The sequence below is a fragment of the Agrococcus jenensis genome (assembly GCF_003752465.1).
Classification (GTDB): Bacteria; Actinomycetota; Actinomycetes; order Actinomycetales; family Microbacteriaceae; genus Agrococcus; species Agrococcus jenensis.
In genome coordinates, this window is the sequence record NZ_RKHJ01000001.1 from 2,821,053 (window position 1) to 2,838,933 (window position 17,881).

8 protein-coding genes are annotated in these 17,881 nt (G+C 71.7%); 3 read left to right on the plus strand and 5 right to left on the minus strand.

The annotated features are described in order from the left end of the window. The first annotated feature begins 15 nt into the window (after positions 1-15). On the plus strand, positions 16-1,188 hold the full coding sequence (locus EDD26_RS13860; RefSeq protein WP_245989939.1) for a glycosyltransferase: 1,173 nt from the start codon (positions 16-18) through the stop codon (positions 1,186-1,188). Further along, positions 1,185-2,150 (plus strand): DUF6492 family protein, encoded by a 966-nt coding sequence (locus EDD26_RS13865; RefSeq protein ID WP_123698239.1) that lies wholly within the window; start codon positions 1,185-1,187, stop codon positions 2,148-2,150. Before EDD26_RS13860 ends, EDD26_RS13865 begins: the two co-directional genes overlap by 4 nt. Here the strand turns inward: EDD26_RS13865 and EDD26_RS13870 are convergent. Next, complete coding sequence (locus tag EDD26_RS13870) at positions 2,130-3,557, minus strand: tyrosine-protein kinase domain-containing protein (RefSeq protein ID WP_123698240.1); 1,428 nt, start codon at positions 3,555-3,557, stop codon at positions 2,130-2,132. The genes EDD26_RS13865 and EDD26_RS13870 overlap by 21 nt on opposite strands. Before the next feature lie 242 nt (positions 3,558-3,799). Between EDD26_RS13870 and EDD26_RS13875 the strand changes: the two genes are divergently transcribed. After that, positions 3,800-5,275, plus strand: a complete 1,476-nt coding sequence (locus EDD26_RS13875; protein ID WP_123698241.1) for a lipopolysaccharide biosynthesis protein — start codon at positions 3,800-3,802, stop codon at positions 5,273-5,275. A gap of 26 nt (positions 5,276-5,301) precedes the next feature. Here EDD26_RS13875 and EDD26_RS13880 read toward each other — a convergent pair whose 3' ends face one another. From EDD26_RS13880 to EDD26_RS13895, 4 genes are all read right to left on the minus strand, one after another. Next, the gene (locus tag EDD26_RS13880) at positions 5,302-6,594 is read right to left on the minus strand and encodes a hypothetical protein (protein ID WP_123698242.1); all 1,293 of its coding nucleotides are present in this window, start codon (positions 6,592-6,594) and stop codon (positions 5,302-5,304) included. 34 nt (positions 6,595-6,628) lie between these two features. Next, positions 6,629-10,141 carry a PKD domain-containing protein gene (locus EDD26_RS13885; protein WP_245989941.1) on the minus strand — a complete coding sequence of 1,171 codons (3,513 nt, stop codon included), beginning with the start codon at positions 10,139-10,141 and terminating at the stop codon, positions 6,629-6,631. A gap of 444 nt (positions 10,142-10,585) precedes the next feature. After that, on the minus strand, positions 10,586-14,113 hold the full coding sequence (locus tag EDD26_RS13890; RefSeq protein WP_123698244.1) for a PKD domain-containing protein: 3,528 nt from the start codon (positions 14,111-14,113) through the stop codon (positions 10,586-10,588). A gap of 229 nt (positions 14,114-14,342) precedes the next feature. After that, positions 14,343-17,861, minus strand: a complete 3,519-nt coding sequence (locus EDD26_RS13895; protein WP_123698245.1) for a PKD domain-containing protein — start codon at positions 17,859-17,861, stop codon at positions 14,343-14,345. Positions 17,862-17,881 lie beyond the last annotated feature (20 nt).

Here is a 17,881-nt window from a genome sequence, read left to right on the forward strand (position 1 = left end):
ACCTGAGGAGACACCATGCGCATCGCGATGCTCGGCACCCGCGGCGTTCCCGCCAGCTACGGCGGATTCGAGACTGCGGCTGAGGAGGTCGGCGCTCGCCTCGTCGAGCGCGGGCACGACGTCACCGTCTACGGCGACGACACCCAGCCGGAGATCACGTCCTACCGGGGCATGCACGTCGTCCACGTGCCGGCCCTCCGCCTGAAGCAGGCGGAGACGCTGACCCGCACGGGGATCGCGACGCTGCGCGCGATGGCCGGTCGGCGGCCCGACGCCGCGTTCGTCTTCAATGCGGCGAACGCCCCGTACGTCCCCCTGCTGCGGGCGCGCGGCATCCCCGTCGCCGTCCACATGGACGGGCTCGAGTGGCGGCGCTCCAAGTGGGGCGGCGCCGGCCGCGCCTACTATCGCTGGGCCGAGTCGTTCGCAGTCCAGACGGCGGATGCGCTCATCGCCGACGCGCCGGGGATCGCCGACTACTACCGGGAGGAGTTCGATGTGCCGACAGAGCTCATCCGGTACGGCGCGCCGATCCTGAGCGGCACAGACGCCTCGCTGCTGGAGCCGCTCGACCTCGTCGACGGGGGCTACCACGTCGCGGTCGCCCGCTTCGAGCCGGAGAACCACATCCTCGAGATCGTGCAGGGCTACCGGGAGAGCAGCGCGACGCGGCCGCTCGTCGTCGTCGGCGCCGCACCCTACAGCGCCGCCTACACGCAGGCGATCCACGAGGCAGCGGCGGGCGACCCGCGCATCCGCCTGATCGGGACCGTCTACGACAGCGATCTGCTCGACGCGCTCTACGCGCACGCGCGCACGTACGTGCACGGCCACTCGGTCGGCGGCACGAACCCCTCGTTGCTGCGCGCGATGGGCGCCGGTGCCGCCACCATCGCCTTCGACGTCGGGTTCAACCGCGAGGTGCTCGCCGACGACGGCTGGTTCTTCGGCGACCCGCGTCAGCTGGCGCGCGTGTTCGACGCCGTCGAGGCCGACGACGCCACCGTGCTGGCGCGCGGGCTGCGCTCCCGCGAGCGAGCCGCTCGCGTGTTCCGCTGGGACGACGTCGCCGACGACTACGAGCAGCTCGCGATGCGACTGCGAGAGGGCAGCTCGGTGCATCAGCTCGCGCGCCACGCCCGACGGGCCGTGCCGGCACAGGCCAGTGCCGGACTCGTCCTGTCGTGACCGCCCCGCTCACCTTCGTCACCGTCGTCTTCGAGCCCGAGCTGCCACTGCTGCGACTGCAGGCTCGCTCGCTCGCCCGCTACCTCGATCCGGACTGCGTCGCAGCGATCATCGTGCTCGACAACTGCGCGGGCGGCATGGGCCGCCACGCACGGCGTGCGGTGCTCGCGCGATTCGGGCCCGTGCTCGCGCCGCGCGTGTCGTTCGTGCGCACGGCGCAGCTCGGCATGGTCGGCAGCACGGATGGATGGCGCAGCCAGCAGGCGGCGAAGCTGCTCGTGGCCCGGCGCATCACCACACCGCACTACGTGATCCTCGACGCCAAGAACCACCTGATCGGGCCTGCCGGCGCCGACGACTTCGTCGATGCCGCGGGCACCGCCCGCGGCGGCACGCACTCCTACGCCGCGCATCCGCTCCGCGAGGGCCTCGAGCGCACGCTGCGCTACCTCGGCGCCGACGACGACACGGTCGAGCGGATGATCGCCGACTTCCCGCGCACGGTGACACCCTTCGTGGCCGACACCGAGCTCGCGCGCCGCATGATGGACGACATCGAGGCAGAGGCCCGTGAGTCGTTCGGCGACGCCTTCGAGCGCGCGGGACTGCTGGAGTTCTTCCTCTACTCCGGTTGGTCGCTGCTGCGGGGCCCGGGCTCGCCGGTCAACGGCGACACGATCCCCGCGCCGATCCTGTGGCCGGCGCGCGCCACCGAGGACGGCGCGGCGGACGCGATCCGCGAGGCGACCGAGTCCGGGGCCGCGTGGTTCGCCGTGCACCGTCGTGCCCTCGCCCGAGCGGATGCGCCGACCCGCCGCCGCATCGCGCGGCTGTGGTCCGACCGCGGCCTCATGTCGCCCGCGGAGGCCGCCCGCTTCGTGCGGCGGTTCCGGCTGGCCTACGCGCCCGCGACCGCCCGCGCGCGGGTCGGCAGGCGGTTGTCACGCCTTGGGCACCGCTGAATGCCGCACTCGCGCGACCGGCCGCTTCTGCCGACGCTCAGCGCTGGGATCGTCGGCGTAGTAGGTGTTGCGGTGCTTCGACGGGCGAGCCCGATTGAGCACGATGCCCAGGATCCGCCCACCCGCCGACTCGATCGAGCGGATCGTGTTCGCGAGCTGGGGCCGGCGGGTCTTCGACGCGTCCACGACGATCACGACGCCGTCGGCGAGCGGGGCGATCAGGTTCGAGTCGGCCACGGTCAGCACGGGCGGCGAGTCGATGATGACGACGTCGTAGCGCTCCGACGCGTCGTCGAGCACCGACCGGAACGCCTCCGAGGTCACCACGGTCGCGGGGTTCGGGGGCAGCGCGCCAGAGGTCAGCACGTCGGGGCCGTGCTCACGCCATCCCACGATGGCCCGCGACAGGTCGATGCCGCCCATGAGCGCCGTCGTGAGGCCCACCGAGCCGTCCAGCCCGAACAGCTCGTCGACCCGCGGGCGGCGCAGGTCCGCGTCGATCACGAGCGTCCGATCGCCCGAGTCGGCGAGCGTCACCGCGAGGTTGGTCGAGAAGGTCGACTTGCCCTCGCCGGGCGACGACGAGGTGACGAGGAGGCGGCGCGACGTGCCGTCGAGCGTGGTGAAGGCGAGCGCCGACTGGATCCGCCGCATGTCCTCCGACACCGGGTCGTGCGGCTCGCGCGCCGAGATGAGCCCAGCGCCCACGCCGCGCGTGGCGCGCGTCACGACACCCAGCACCGGCAGGTCGGTGACCCTGGCGACGGCCGCCTCGTTGCGCACCCGCGTGTCGGCGAGGGTCGCGACGAACGCCGTGAGCACGCCGAGCAGGAAGCCGATCGCCGCCGCGAGCAGTGCGTCACGCGTCTTGTTCGGGGTGGTCTGCACCGTCGGCGCGACCGCGTCGTCGATGACCGAGGCACTGATCGACGCGGCGCCCTCGACGCTCTCGGCGCCGACATCCAGCACCACGACGGCCAGCTGCTCGGCGACGCTGTTGGCGATGGCGGCCGCGCGCTCGGGTTCGGACGACGTGGCGGCCACCTCGAGGATGACCGTGTCCTGCGGGACGGTGATCGAGACCGACCGCGCCAGCTCCCGCGGCGTGCTCTGCAGGTCCAGCTCGTCGATCACGCGCTCCAGCACCCTGGACGACGTGGCGAGCCGGCCGAACGACAGCATCTGGTTCTGCGTGTAGGTGGATCCCTGGTTCAGGTCTGCGCCGCTCGTGCCCTGGTTGAGCGCGAAGTAGAGGGACGCTGCGGACTGGTACCGCGGCGGGGTGCTCGCGGACACCGCGTAGCCGATGCCGCCGCCGAGCACCGCGAAGCCCACGATGAGGATCCAGTACTTCCGCACCGCTTCCCAGGCGTGCGTCAGCGTCCACGTCGCCGGAGCGGGATTCATCGCTTCCCCCCGCGCGGCGCCGGAGAGCGGTTCGACGCGATGTGCTCGCCGGAGCTGCGGGTCCTCATGGGGGTTACACTACTTCTCCCAGCCGCGGAAACCTGCCGAGCGCGCATCCTTCATGAGGCGATGCTCGGGGGACGCACAGTCAGGCAGCCGTCGCCGGGCGCGGACCGAGGTCTGTGCGAGACGAAGGGGGGCCCGGTGCGCGTGCTCGCTCGCCCTGCCCGCGGTACGGGCTGATGGCCTCGTCCTCGCTCGCGCACGCCGCCGCACGCGGCTCGCTCTTCACGCTCGGCGCGCAGGCCGCACGGATCGTGCTGCAGCTCGTCTCGGTGGTCGTGCTGGCGCGGCTGCTCACGCCGCACGACTACGGCCTGCTCGCGATCGTGCTCGTCCTCGTCGGCCTCGGCGAGATCTTCCGCGACTTCGGGCTCACCTCGGCCTCCATCCAGGCCCCCACCCTCTCCTCGGGCCAGCGCGACAACCTGTTCTGGATCAACGCGTTGATCGGCATGGGGCTCGCGGTGCTGATGCTGCTCGGCTCGTGGCCGCTCGGCGCGGTCACCGGCGAGCCCGAGATCGTCGGGATGGCGCAGTGGCTCTCGCTGACGTTCGTGCTGAACGGCCTCGCGACGCAGCACCGGGCGAGCCTCATGCGCGCGCTGCGCCTGCGTCCGCTCGCGATCGCCGACGTGGCGTCCGCCGCGATCGGCCTCGCCGTGGCGATCGTGGTGGCGCTCGCGGGCGGCGGCTTCTGGGCGCTCGTCGCGCAGCAGCTCACGGCTGGCACCGTCGCGCTCGTCGGCGTGGTGATCGGGGGCGGCTGGCTCCCGGGGCGGTACGCCCGGCACGAGAGCGTGCGGTCGATGGTCTCGCTGGGCTGGAACCTAGTCGCCGCGAACCTCGTCCAGTACGGCGCACGCCAGGTCGACACGATCGTCGTCGGCGTCCGCTTCGGCACGTCGAGCCTCGGCCTGTACAACCGGTCCTTCCACCTCATCATGACCCCGCTCGGCCAGGTGCGATCGCCCCTGCAGTCGGTCGCGCTGCCGGTGCTCGCCCGCCTCCAGCAGGACCTGCCGAGGTTCGACACCTACGTCACCGCGGCGCAGCTGGCGCTCGGATACCTCATCGGCATCCCGCTCGCGCTCGTCGCAGGCCTCGCCGATCCCGTGGTCGTCATCATGCTCGGCGACGCGTGGGCGGATGCGTCGCCCCTGCTGCGGATGTTCGCCATCGCGGGGCTGCTGACGACGCTGTCGTACGTCGGCTACTGGGTCTACCTGGCGCGCGGCCTGGGCGGGCAGCTGCTGCGGTTCACGCTGTGCACCGCGGTCATCAAGATCGCGTGCATCGCCGTCGGCTCGTTCTTCGGGGTGGTCGGGGTCGTGGTGGCGATCGCGGTGTACCACGCGATCGAGTGGCCGATCTCGCTCGCCTGGCTGTCCCGCATCACGCCGATGCCGACGCGTCGGCTCTACGCCGGTGCACTGCGCATCGTGGGCGTCGCGACCTTCGCCGGCACGGCTGCCTGGGCGGCCGGCGCCGCGGTCGCGGCACTCGGGCCATGGGCGCAGGTGGGTGTGGGTTCGGCCGCCGGCCTGCTCCTCGCCGCCGCGGCGCTCGTGGTGCCCGCCTACCGCCGTGATGCGGGCTCGCTGCTCGGCTTCATGCGCCTGATGGTGACCCGGCAGCGGACCGCGGACGCGTCATAGCTGCCTGACTGCGCCTGCGTCGCCGCTCATGGGATTCGCCTCGCGGATGACCACGTGCCGCCCGCCGGCTCCAGGCCCACGGGCAGCGGCTGGCTCGACCGGTCGCGGAGCGCATCCGCATCGTCCTGCATCGCGGTCCACGCGACCGCGAGGCCGGTCAGGAACCACAGGAACGACCCGAACTGCGTGATGAGCGCGACCGCGAACAGCGCCGGCACCTGGCACACCACCGCGATCGACGCGGGATTCGCGCGCCCCCGCAGGACGTTGAGGATGAGCGCGACGAGCAGTGCCGCCACGAGCAGCACCGGCACCCAGCCGAAGCGCAGCGCGATCAGCAGCAGCGCGTTGTCCACCGAGCCGGCGAAGGTGCCGAAGTACACGCCGCCCTCGATGCGCCCCTGCCAGTCGCCGGCACTGCCGAACAGCCGCACCTCGGAGACCAGCGAGAGCAGCCCGGTGCGGTAGTCGGCGCTGCCGGACGCCTCGTCGCCGGCGTCGGAGAAGACATCGCCGAGGAACGGCACCAGGATCGCGATCGCGGTCACGCCGCCGACGACGACCCACCAGCGCGCGGCGCGGCGGATGCCCGGCATCACGACGATGCTGACCGCGATCGTGAGCGCGACGGTGATGATGCCGATGCGGCTGAACGACACGACGACCGCGCCGACGAGCACCGCGAGCGAGAGCACGATGGCGGGCGCCGACCACCGCGTCCCGAGCACGAACGCCGATGCCATCGCGAGCGAGGCGCCGAGCGCGATCGCGTGACCGAACGCGCCTTCGGCCCGCAGGAAGTCCGACCGCGGCTGCAGGTTCCCCCACTCGGCGAACGGTCCCGGCCCGGGGATGAGGACGAAGAAGTTCGACCCCGTCGCGAACTCGACCAGCGCGAGGATCCCGGCGACCGTCGCGAACGCTGCGATCGTACGGGTGACGAACAGCGCCGGCACGCGCGCCAGCACCATCCGGCCCCAGGCGTACGGGACGACCCACTGCAGGATCGCGATCACCGAGTGCGAGAGCGTCGCGAGCTGCAGCGCGAACAGGATCAGCACGAGCAGTGCGAACACCGCGACGAACGCATCCGAGATCGCGAGGCGCACGTCGGCGAAGTTCGAGGCGATCGCTGCCAGCGTGACGAGCGTGATCGCGGCCCAGAAGAAGCTGACCGTGACCCCGACCCAGATGGGCACCAGGAACAGCACGAACGCCCACATCACGAACGTCGTCCGCGGGCTCGCGCGGAAGACGAACAGGGCGACCATGCCCGCGCAGAGCGCGAGCGGCGCCAGCACCAGGATGGAGTTGCTCATCGGGCTCAATGTAGCCGTCGGGCGCCCACCGCCGTCACTGGAGGTCGGTCACGCGGAACGCGTCGATCGAGAACACGCCGGTCGAGGTCGACGAGCTGGCGCGGTTGGCGTGCACGCCCACCGACCCCTGTGTGTTCGCTCCGGTCGCGTCCGTCACGCTCACCTGCCAGGCGGCAGGCCGCGGCGTGCCGGCGCGCCAGATGCTCGCGTCGACCGTCGTGCTCGTCGACCCGGTCACCTCCACCTCGAGCGTGAACCAGTCCCCTGCCGCCCGAGTGATGCCGGGCACCTGGTAGCTGCGCAGCACCGTCGAGCCGTGCTGCACCACCAACCAGACGGTCCCGTTGTCGCGCAGCCACACCCGCACCCGGTAGTCGCCCGCCGACGTCGACCGCGTGATCACGCCGACGTACGCGGAACCGGTCGCCGGCGCCTGGTCGAGCCGCAGGTCCATCGAGACCCGCACATCGCTCAGCGCGAGCGAGCTCAGCCGCAGGTCGCGCGTCGACCCGGCACCGAGGTTCAGCCTGCCGACGCCGCCGGCGACGGACGCGGGCGTCGCGGTGCCCGTGATCGTCCACGGGCCGCCCACGTCTGACGTGCCCCAACCCGAAGCGACGGTGCGCGAGAAGTCGTCCGACGCGGCGAAGGTCGCCGCTGCCGGCGCGTCCGGCTGCGTCACCTGGATGACGCGGGTGGTCGTGGCGGTCGCGCCGTCGTCATCGGTCACGGTGAGCGTCACGGTGTAGCTGCCCGCCGCTCCGTAGCGGTGCGTCGACGTCGCACCCGAGGTGCTCGCCGTCCCGTCGCCCCAGTTCCAGCTCCACGACACGATGCTGCCGTCCGGATCCGACGAGCCCGACCCGTTCACCGCCGCATCCAGATCGTCGATCGTGGCGGTGAACGATGCCGTCGGGGCGACGTTCGGAGCCTCGACGGTCGCGTTCCGCGTGGCGGTGCTGCTCAGCCCGCGGCCGTCCGTGACGGTCAGGACGACCGGGTAGGTACCTGCCCGCCCGTAGACATGGGTCGGCGAGACGCCGGTGCCCGTCGTGCCGTCACCGAACTGCCACGCGTAGGAGGCGATCGTCGAGCCGGACGCGGCGGTCGATCCCGACGCGTCGAAGCTCGCGGTGAGCGCGCTCGTCGTGGACTCGAACGCGGCCGTCGGCGCCTGCTGCCCGGAGCCGACCGCGTAGTGCGTCGAGACCTGGCCGCTCGAGAGCGCCGATCCGTAGACCGCGACCTCGTCGATCGCGCCGCGCAAGTACATGGACGACGGCGCACTGGGCCACGAGCTCAGGTTGTCGCCGCCGATCCTCCAGTAGCCGCTGTACGTCTGCGCGGTCGTGACCATGAGCTGGGCGACTTGCACGCCGTCGACGTAGAGCGTCATGCCGTCGGCGCCCTGCGTCGCCACCACGTGGTGCCAGCGACCGTCGTTGTACGCGGCCGGGGACGAGATCGTGCGGATCACACCGCCCGGGCGCACGCCGAAGGTGAGCCTGCCGTCGTTCCGCATGTAGATGTGACGGTCGTAGCTGGTCGACGAGCCGGTCTGCCAGCTGCCGAGGCCGATGAGCTTGCCGCCCTGGGTGGTCGTGGTGTTGAACCACAGCTCGGTCGAGAACGCGCTCGGTGCCCTGCCGATCACGTTGGACGACACGCGGCCGTTCGTCGTGCCGTCGAAGCTCGACGCCGACTCACCGGTGACGCCCGCGACCGCGCCCGGCGAGATGGTGGTCGCGCCGCTGCCGAACAGCGGTGTCGTGGATTCGCCCCAGTCCGTCCGGGAGGAGCCCAGCGGGTAGTAGAGGAAGGCACCGTCATCGAGCACGGCGTTGGCGTAGGCCGACGTCTGACCGCTCGCGACGGTCACCGTGACCGCCGGGCTCGTCACGGCGTTGCCGTTCCGGTCGACCGCTCGCACCGTATAGGTATGGCTGGTGCCCGGCGTGAGGCCGGTGTCGGTGAAGGTCACCTGCGGCTGCGACCACCAGCTCGACGGCACGACGCGCGACTGCAGCACGCCGGCGGCGCCGGCCCGTCTGAGCTCGTAGGTGAGGTCGCGGTCGTCGCGGTCCCAGTTGCCGCGGATCGAGATGCGGGCGCGCCCCGCGACGACGGACGTGGCCGTGGGGGCTCCCCAGGTCGCGCTGGCGATGCGCGGGCCCTGCTTCGGCCCGTTCGGCGGTGTGGTCGAGAAGCGCACGAGCCCCTCGTAGCGGAGGTTGTTCACGCTGGTGAACTCGCCGCCGACGGAGAGGTACTGGCCGTTGCCCGTCATCGACAGCCCGGCCTGGTTGAGGCCGGAGGTCCGGCCGATGGTGAAGTCCGGGTACCAGGCGAAGGGCGCAGGGGCGGGGGTGCCGCTCCAGTTCTTGTATCCGCCGGACGGCGTGCGGGTGAGCGTGCCCTGCGCGGACGCGGTGAAGGCCTCGACGTACCGGTAGGTGCGCGGGTTCAGCTCGGGGGCGAGGCCGGCGGTGTCACACGCGTGGGTGTGGCTCGTCGCGTAGACCGTCTCACCCGTCGAGAAGACGCCGTAGTGATCGCCGTGGCAGTCGGCCACCCAGCGGATGGCGCCGGTGCCCGCCTCTGCCGCGAACACGCCCTCGAGGTTGCCCACGGTGGAGTTCGACGTCACCCAGCCGGTGCCGTACACGCCCGAACCATCGGTGGAGAGCGCGAAGATCCCGGCCTTGCCGGCGTAGTCGCCCTCGGACCAGCCGTTGATGACGGTCTTCGACGCCGCCCACGCTGCGTCCAGGGCGCCGGTCACCGGGTCGAGGGGGGCGAGGCCGCGCTGGACGACGCCGTTCGTGCGGTAGAAGCGGCCCCCGACGATCACGTGGGAGCCACCCGGGTCGATGACGAGTGCGTCCCCCTGCAGGTCGATCGTCGGCGCCCACGAGCGCAGGGCAGCGTTCGCAGTGGCGAACGCAGCGAGGTTCTGCCGCGCGACCCCGTTCGCCTGCGTGAAGCGTCCTGTGACGTAGACCGTCTCGCCCGTCGCCGCGATGCCGAACACACCGGCGCCGCCGATCGAGGCGTTGAAGCCGGGCAGCAGCGCACCGGTCGTCGGGTTGAGCACGGCGAAGTTGCGTCGCGTCTCGCCGTTGACCGACGTGAACGACCCGCCGATGTAGAGGCGCGTGCCGTCAGGAGAGGCTGCCACGGCGCGGATGGGACCGTTGACCTGCGGGGCGAACGACAGCAGGTTCCCGGTGCGGATGTCGTAGGCGAGGATGTTGCTGCGCGGCGTCAGGCTCGTGCCCGGTGCCGCCAGCGGCGCGCGCGCGTTCGCGAAGCCGCCGCCCGCATAGACGGTGGTGCCGATCACCGTCTGCGCCCAGACGTAGCCGTTGTCGATCTGCACCGTGGGCAGCGGGTCCGCGGTGACGACCGAGCTGGTGCGCTGCTGCAGCGTGACCGGACCTGTCCCCGCGGCGTTGGCGACGGTCAGGCCGGAGGTCAGCATCGCGCCGGTCGCGACGGTGGCGAGCGCTGCGAGCAGCACGGCGCGCAGGGGGCGGCGAGAGCGCATGGCGGTGTCCATCTGTCAGCGGGTGCTTCCCGCGAGGACCGCGAACGGCTCCCCCGCGGCGTCGTTGGCGGCGATCCGATCCGCGAAGACGAGAGCCACTGCCGTCGAGCGTCCTGCTCGACGGATCCGGGGTCGTGCGTTCACAGCTCTCTCCAGACGTCCGTTGCCGGCGGCCGACGATGACGCTCGCCGGCGACCCGGCGCGGCATGGATGCCGCCTTGCATCGAGCGTATGGATAACAGTGTTCGAGAAACGACCGCTCGCGCCAATCATCAGCGGAACCCGCGCCGGGCTTGATCTTCCTGAGCCGTTCGCGAGGCGGCGTCGACACCGCGCCCGCCGGGCGGAGCACCGCGACGGCCCCGCCCTCGCATCGCGCGAGCGGGGCCGTCACGAAGGACTCGCCGGTCAGGCTCCCTCGAGCCGCCCGGCGCTCGCCTCCGTCATCCGAGGTTCGTCACCCGGAATGCGTCGATCGAGAACACGCCGGTCGAGGTCGACGTGCTGCTGCGGTTCGCGTGCACGCCGACCGACCCCTGCGGGTTCGATCCGGTCGCGTCGGTGACGCTCACCTGCCAGGCCGCGGGCCGCGGCGTGCCGGTGCGCCAGATGCTGGCCGCGACGGTCGTGCTCGTCGAGCCGGTCACCTCCACCTCGAGCGTGAACCAGTCCCCGGCCGCACGTGTCAGACCCGGCACCTGGTAGCTGCGCAGCACCGTCGAGCCGTGCTGCACCACGAGCCAGACGGTCCCGTTGTCGCGCAGCCAGACCCGCACCCGGTAGTCGCCGGCCGACGTCGACCGCGTGATCACGCCGAGGTAGGCAGAACCGGTCGCGGGCGCCTGGTCGAGCCTCAGGTCCATCGAGACCCGCACATCGCTCAGGGATACGCCGTTCAGCCGCAGGTCCCGCGTCGACCCGGCCCCCAGCGCGAGCGTGCCGACGCCGTTGCCCACCGACGCGGGCGTCGCGGTGCCCGTGACGGTCCACGGACCGCCGACCTCCGACGTGCCCCAGCCCGGGGCCACCGTGCGAGAGAAGTCATCCGAGGCCGCGAAGGTGGCCGGCGGCACGACCGGCTCGGTCGCTTCGACGACACCGGTCGTCGTCGCCGTCGCACCGTCGTCATCGGTCACCGTGAGCGTCACCGTGTAGCTCCCGGCCGCCCCGTAGCGGTGCGTCGAGGTCGCACCCGAGGTGCTCGCGGTGCCATCGCCCCAGTTCCAGCTCCACGACACGACGCCGCCATCCGGGTCCGAGGAGCCCGAGCCGTTCACCGCCGCATCGAGGTCGTCGATCGTGCTGGTGAACGACGCCGTCGGACCGACGTTGGCGGCCTCGACCGTGACGTCCTGCGTGATCGCTTCGCTCAGGCCGCGATCGTCGGTGACGGTCAGGGTGACCGCGTAGGTGCCGGGCTGGCCGTAGAGGTGTGTCGGCGTGATGCCGGTCCCGGTCGCGCCGTCACCGAACTGCCACCCGTAGGAGGTGATCGTCGAGCCGCTCGCAGCTGCCGAGTCGGACGCGTCGAAGCTCGCGGTGAGCGCACTCGTCGTGGCCGCGAAGGCGGCCGTCGGCGCCTGGAGACCGGATCCGACCGCGTAGTGCGTCGAGACCTGGCTGCTCGAGAGCGCCGTGCTGTAGACGGCGACCTCGTCGATCGCGCCCCGGAACGAGGCCGACGACGGCTGCGCCGGCCACCCGTTCAGGTTGTCGCCGCCGATCCTCCAGTAGCCGGCGTAGTTCTGCGCCGTGGTGACGGTCGCGTCCTGCGCGACTCGTGCTCCGTCGACGTAGAGCGCGATGCCCTCAGCTCCTTGCGTCGCCACGACGTGGTGCCAGCGGCCGTCGTTGTACGAGGCGGTCGACGAGACCGTCCGCACCTGCCCCGGGTAGACGCCGAAGGTCAGTCGTCCGTCGTTGTGCATGTAGATGTGGCGGTCGTAGCTGCCCGACCAGTCGGTCTGCGAGCTGCCGAAGCCCATCAGCTTGCCGCCCTGCGTGGTCGTGGTGTTGAACCACAGCTCGGTCGAGAACGTGCTGGGCACGGTGGCGCTCGAGGCGGACGACACACGGCCGTTCGCCGTGCCATCGAAGCCCGACGCCGACTCGCCCGTCACACCCGCGACCGCGCCCGGCGACACATCCGTCGCGCCGGGGCCGAACAGCGGGGTGCTGGAACCGCCCCAGTCGGATCGGTTCGTGCCGAGCGGGTAGTAGAGCGTGGCTGCGTCATCGAGCACGGCGTTGGCGTAGGCGGACGAGTCCCCGTCCGCGATCGTCACGGTCGAGGCCTGGCTCGTCACGGCGTTGCCGTTGCCGTCGACCACCCGCACCGTGTAGGTGTGGCTCGCCCCCGGCGTCAGACCCGTGTCGTTGAAGGTGATCTGCGGCTGCGACCACCAGCTCGACGGGACGACCTGCGACTGGACGACGCCTGCTGTGCCGGCCCGTCGCAGCTCGTACGTGAGGTCGCGGTCGTCGCGGTCCCAGTTGCCGCGGATCGTGATCCGCGCCCGGCCGGCGACCACGGAGGTCGCGGAGGGCGCGCCCCAGGTCGCGCTCGCGATGCGCGGGCCCTGCTTCGGCCCATTCGGCGGCGCCACCGCGAAGCGCACGAGGCCCTCGTAGCGCAGGTTGTTGACGCTCCCGAACTCGCCCGCGACCGACAGGAACTGGTCGTTGCCGGTCATCGAGAGCCCTGCCTGGTTGAGGCCGGAGGTGCGTCCCACGGTGAAGTCGGGGTACCACGCGTACGGCGCGGGCGCCGGCGTGCCGCTCCAGTCCTTGTAGATGCTGCTCACCGAGGGGCTGCGGGTCAGCGTGCCCTCGGCGGTGGCGCTGAAGGCCCCGACGTAGCGGTACGTGCGCGGGTTGAGCTCGGGCGCGAGGCCCGCGCTGTCGCACTCGTGCGTGTGGCTCGTGGCGTAGACCGTCTCGCCGGTCGAGAAGACGCCGTAGTGGTCGCCGTGGCAGTCTGCCACCCAGCGGATCGCACCCGTGCCCGCCTCAGCCGCGAACACTCCCTCGAGGTTGCCCGCGTTCACGTCGGCGTACACCCAGCCCGTGCCGTACACGCCCGAGTCGTCGGTGGAGAGCGCGAAGATGCCCGCCTTGCCGGCGGTCGCGCCAGAGGACCATCCGTTGACGACGGTCTTCGACGCGGCCCACGCGGTGTCGATGGCGCCGGTCACCGGGTCGAGCGGGGCCAGACCCCGCTGGACCACGCCGTTCGTGAGGTAGAAGCGGCCACCCACGATCACGTGCGATCCGTCGGGGTCGATGACCATCGCGTCGCCCTGGCGGTCGAGCGTCGGTGCCCACGACCGGAGCGCGCCGTTGGCAGTCGCGAAGGCGGCGAGGTTCTGCCGGGCGACGCCGTTGGCCTGCGTGAAGAGGCCCGTCGCGTACACGGTGTCGCCGGTCGTCGCGATGCCGTAGACGCCGGTGCCGCCGATCGACGCGTTGAACCCCGGCAGCAGCGCGCCGGTGGTCGGGTTGAGCGCCGCGAAGTTGTAGCGGGTCTGGCCGTTGACCGAGCTGAAGGAGCCGCCGATGTAGAGGCGCGTGCCGTCCGCGGATGCCGCGACCGCGCGGATCGGGCCGTTCACCTGCGGCGCGAACGACAGCAGGTTTCCGGTCCGGATGTCGTAGGACAGGATGTTGCTCCGCGGCGTCAGGCTCGTCCCGGGTGCCGCGAGCGGCGCGCGCGCGTTGGCGAAGCCGCCGCCGGCGAACACGGTGCTGCCGATCATGGTCTGCGCCCAGACGTAGCCGTTGTCGATCTGCACCGTGGGCAGCGGGTCCGCGGTGACCATCGAGCCGGTGCGCTGCTGCAGGGTGACCGGACCGGTCCCGGCAGCGGTCGCGACGGTCAGGCCCGAGGTCACCAAGGCGCCGGTGGCGACGGCAGCGAGGGCGGTGAGCAGGACGGCGCGCAGAGGGCGGCGAAGGCGCATGGTGATGTCCATCTGTCAGAGGTTGTGCACGTGAGGCCGCGAGGACGCTGCTCACCGGCGAACCGGAAGCGGCGTCATCGCCGCCTGAGAGCGAGCGTATGGATAACGTCGTTCCGAAACGACCGGCGCGCCGCAATCATCAGCGGAACCCGCGTCGGGCCTGAGGATCGCGATCGGCACGAACAGGACGACCCCGCCCGCGCAGCGCGCGGGCGGGGTCGTCATCGGCCGAGGGTCTCCGTCACCCGAGGTTCGTCACCCGGAATGCGTCGATCGAGAACAGGCCGGTCGAGGTCGCCGTGCTGCTCCGGTTGGCGTGCACGCCGACCGAGCCCTGCGGGTTCGATCCGGTCGCGTCCGTCACGCTCACCTGCCAGGCGGCAGGCCGCGGCGTGCCGGCGCGCCAGATGCTCGCGTCGACCGTCGTGCTCGTCGACCCGGTCACCTCCACCTCGAGCGTGAACCAGTCCCCTGCCGCGCGAGCGATGCCAGGCACCTGGTAGCTGCGCAGCACCGTCGAGCCGTGCTGCACCACCAACCAGACGGTCCCGTTGTCGCGCAGCCACACCCGCACCCGGTAGTCGCCCGCCGACGTCGACCGCGTGATCACGCCGACGTACGCGGAACCGGTCGCCGGCGCCTGGTCGAGCCGCAGGTCCATCGAGACCCGCACGTCGCTCAGCGCGAGCGAGCTCAGCCGCAGATCTCGGGTCGAGCCCGCTCCGAGGGAGAGCGTGCCCAGTCCGCTGCCGACGGACGCGGGCGTCGCAGTCCCGGTGATCGTCCAGGGACCGCCGACATCCGATGTGCCCCAGCCAGAAGCGACCGTGCGCGAGAAGTCGTCGCGGGCGGCGAACGTCGCCGGCGGCGGGACGTCCGGCTCCGTCGCCTGGACGACCCGTGTCGTCGTGGCAGTCGCGCCGTCGTCGTCGGTCACGGTGAGCGTCACGGTGTAGCTGCCCGCCGCGCCGTAGCGGTGCGTCGACGTCGCACCCGAGGTGCTCGCCGTCCCGTCGCCCCAGTTCCAGCTCCAGGCGACGACGCTGCCGTCCGGATCCGACGAGCCCGAGCCGTTCACCGCGGCGTCGAGATCGCTGACCGTGCTGGTGAAGGATGCCGTGGGACCGACGTTCGCGGCCTGGACCGTGACGTTCTGCGTGATGGCATCGCTCAGCCCGCGGCTGTCGGTGACCGTGAGCGTGACGCCGTAGGTGCCGGACTGGCTGTAGGCGTGGCTCGGGGAGACGCCGGTGCCGGTCGCGCCGTCACCGAACTGCCACGCGTACGAGGCGATGGTCGAGCCGGACGCGGCGGTCGAGCCGGAGGCATCGAAGCTCGCGGTGAGCGCGCTGGTCGTGGACTGGAACGCGGCCGTCGGCGCCTGCTGCCCGGATCCGACCGCGTAGTGCGTCGAGACCTGGCTGCTCGAGAGCGCCGCGCTGTAGACGGCGACCTCGTCGATCGCGCCGCGGAAGTAGCTCGACGACGGTGCGCTGGGCCACGAGCCGAGGTTGTCGCCGCCGATCCGCCAGAAGCCGGTGTAGCCCTGCGCCGTGGTCACGGTCGTGTCCTGCGCCACGCGCGTGCCGTCGACGTAGAGCGCGATGCCGCCCGCCCCCTGCGTCGCCACCACGTGGTGCCAGCGGCCGTCGTTGTACGACGCGGTGGACGAGATGGTGCGCACCTGCCCCGGGTAGACACCGAAGGTCAGCCGACCGCTGTTCTGCATGTAGACGTGGCGGTCGTAGCTGCTCGACGAGCCGGTCTGCGCGCTGCCGAAGCCCATGAGCTTGCCGCCCTGCGTGGTCGTGGTGTTGAACCACAGCTCGGTCGAGAACGCGCCAGGCACGGTCGAGCTGGAGCCCGACGACACGCGGCCGCTCGTCGTGCCGTTGAAGCTCGACGCGGACTCGCCGGTCACGCCTGCCACCGCGCCGGGTGACACATCCGTCGCGCCCGAGCCGAACAGCGGCGTGCTCGTGCCACCCCAGTCGGAGCGGTTCGAGCCCAGCGGGTAGTAGAGCGTGGCCCCGTCGTCGAGCACAGCGTTGGCGTAGGCCGACGTCTGCCCGCTCGCGACGGTCACCGTCGCGGCCTGGCTCGTCACGGCGTTGCCGTTCCCGTCGACCACGCGCACCGTGTAGCTCTGCGTCGTCCCCGGTGTCAGCCCTGTGTCGTTGAACGTGACCTGCGGCTGCGACCACCAGCCCGAGGGCACGACCTGCGACCGGATCACGCCGGCGGTGCCCGCGCGGCGCAGCTCGTAGGTGAGGTCGCGGTCGTCGCGGTCCCAGTTGCCGCGGATCGAGATGCGGGCGCGGCCGGCGACGACCGACGTCACGGTCGGCGCGCCCCAGGTCGCGCTGGCGATGCGCGGGCCCTGCTTCGGCCCGTTCGGCGGGGTGGTCGAGAAGCGCACGAGCCCCTCGTAGCGGAGGTTGTTCACGCTGGTGAACTCGCCGCCGATGGAGAGGTACTGGCCGTTGCCCGTCATCGACAGCCCGGCCTGGTTGAGACCCGACGTGCGACCGATGGTGAAGTCGGGGTACCACGCATACGGCGCGGGGGCGGGCGTGCCGCTCCAGTCCTTGTAGATGCTGCCGGTCGTCGGGCTGCGGGTCAGCGTGCCCTCCGCGGTGGCGGTGAACGCCTCGACGTAGCGGTAGGTGCGAGGGTTCAGCTCCGGCGCGAGGCCCGCGGTGTCGCAGGCGTGCGTGTGGCTCGTCGTGTAGACGACGTCGCCGGTGGAGTAGACGCCGTAGTGGTCGCCGTGGCAGTCGGCGACCCATCGGATCGCACCGGTCCCCGCTTCTGCGGCGAACGTGCCCTCGAGGTTGCCGATCGACGTGTTCGCGTACACCCAACCGGTGCCGTACACGCCCGAATCGTCGACGTTGAGCGAGAAGATGCCGGCCTTGCCGGCGAAGTCGCCCTCGGACCAGCCGTTGATGACGGTCTTGGACGCAGCCCAGGCCGTGTCGAGGGCGCCGGTGACCGGGTCGAGCGGGGCGAGACCGCGCTGCACCACGCCGTTCGTGCGATAGAAGCGGCCGCCTGCGATCACGTGCGAGCCACCCGGGTCGATCACGAGCGCGTCGCCCTGGAGGTCGATCGTGGGAGCCCACGAACGAAGGGCGCCGTTGGCCGTCGCGAAGGCGGCGAGGTTCTGCCGTGCCACCCCGTTGGCCTGCGTGAACCGTCCGGTCACGTACACGGTGTCGTTCATGGTCGCGATGCCGAAGACCCCCGCGCCACCGATCGAGGCGTTGAACCCGGGCAGCAGCGCTCCGGTGGTCGGGTTGAGCGCGGCGAAGTTGAAGCGCGTCTGGCCGTTGACGGAGGTGAAGGACCCGCCGATGTACAGGCGGGTGCCGTCAGGAGAGGCCGCCACCGCGCGGATGGGGCCGTTCACCTGCGGTGCGAACGACAGCAGGTTCCCAGTGCGGATGTCGTAGGCGAGGATGTTGCTGCGCGGTGTCAGGCTCGTGCCTGGCGAGGCGAGCGGCGCGCGCGCGTTGGCGAAGCCGCCGCCGGCGTAGACCGTGTTGCCGATCATGGCCTGTGCCCACACGTAGCCGTTGTCGATCTGGACGGTGGCGAGCGGATCAGCGGTGACGACCGAGCTGGTGCGCTGCTGCAGCGTCACCGGGCCGGTGCCCGCGGCGTTCGCGACCGTCAGTCCGGAGGCGAGCATCGCACCGGTCGCGACGGTGGCGAGCGCGGCGAGCAGCACGGCGCGCAGCGGTTGGCGAGAGCGCATGGCAGAGTCCCTCTCAGGCG

Coding starts and splice junctions, on each gene's coding strand:
- EDD26_RS13860 (WP_245989939.1), top strand. CDS start 16: ATGCGCATCGCGATGCTCGGCACCCGCGGCGTTCCCGCCAGCTACGGC.
- EDD26_RS13895 (WP_123698245.1), bottom strand. CDS start 17,861: ATGCGCTCTCGCCAACCGCTGCGCGCCGTGCTGCTCGCCGCGCTCGCC.
- EDD26_RS13885 (WP_245989941.1), bottom strand. CDS start 10,141: ATGCGCTCTCGCCGCCCCCTGCGCGCCGTGCTGCTCGCAGCGCTCGCC.
- EDD26_RS13880 (WP_123698242.1), bottom strand. CDS start 6,594: ATGAGCAACTCCATCCTGGTGCTGGCGCCGCTCGCGCTCTGCGCGGGC.
- EDD26_RS13890 (WP_123698244.1), bottom strand. CDS start 14,113: ATGGACATCACCATGCGCCTTCGCCGCCCTCTGCGCGCCGTCCTGCTC.
- EDD26_RS13875 (WP_123698241.1), top strand. CDS start 3,800: ATGGCCTCGTCCTCGCTCGCGCACGCCGCCGCACGCGGCTCGCTCTTC.
- EDD26_RS13870 (WP_123698240.1), bottom strand. CDS start 3,557: ATGAATCCCGCTCCGGCGACGTGGACGCTGACGCACGCCTGGGAAGCG.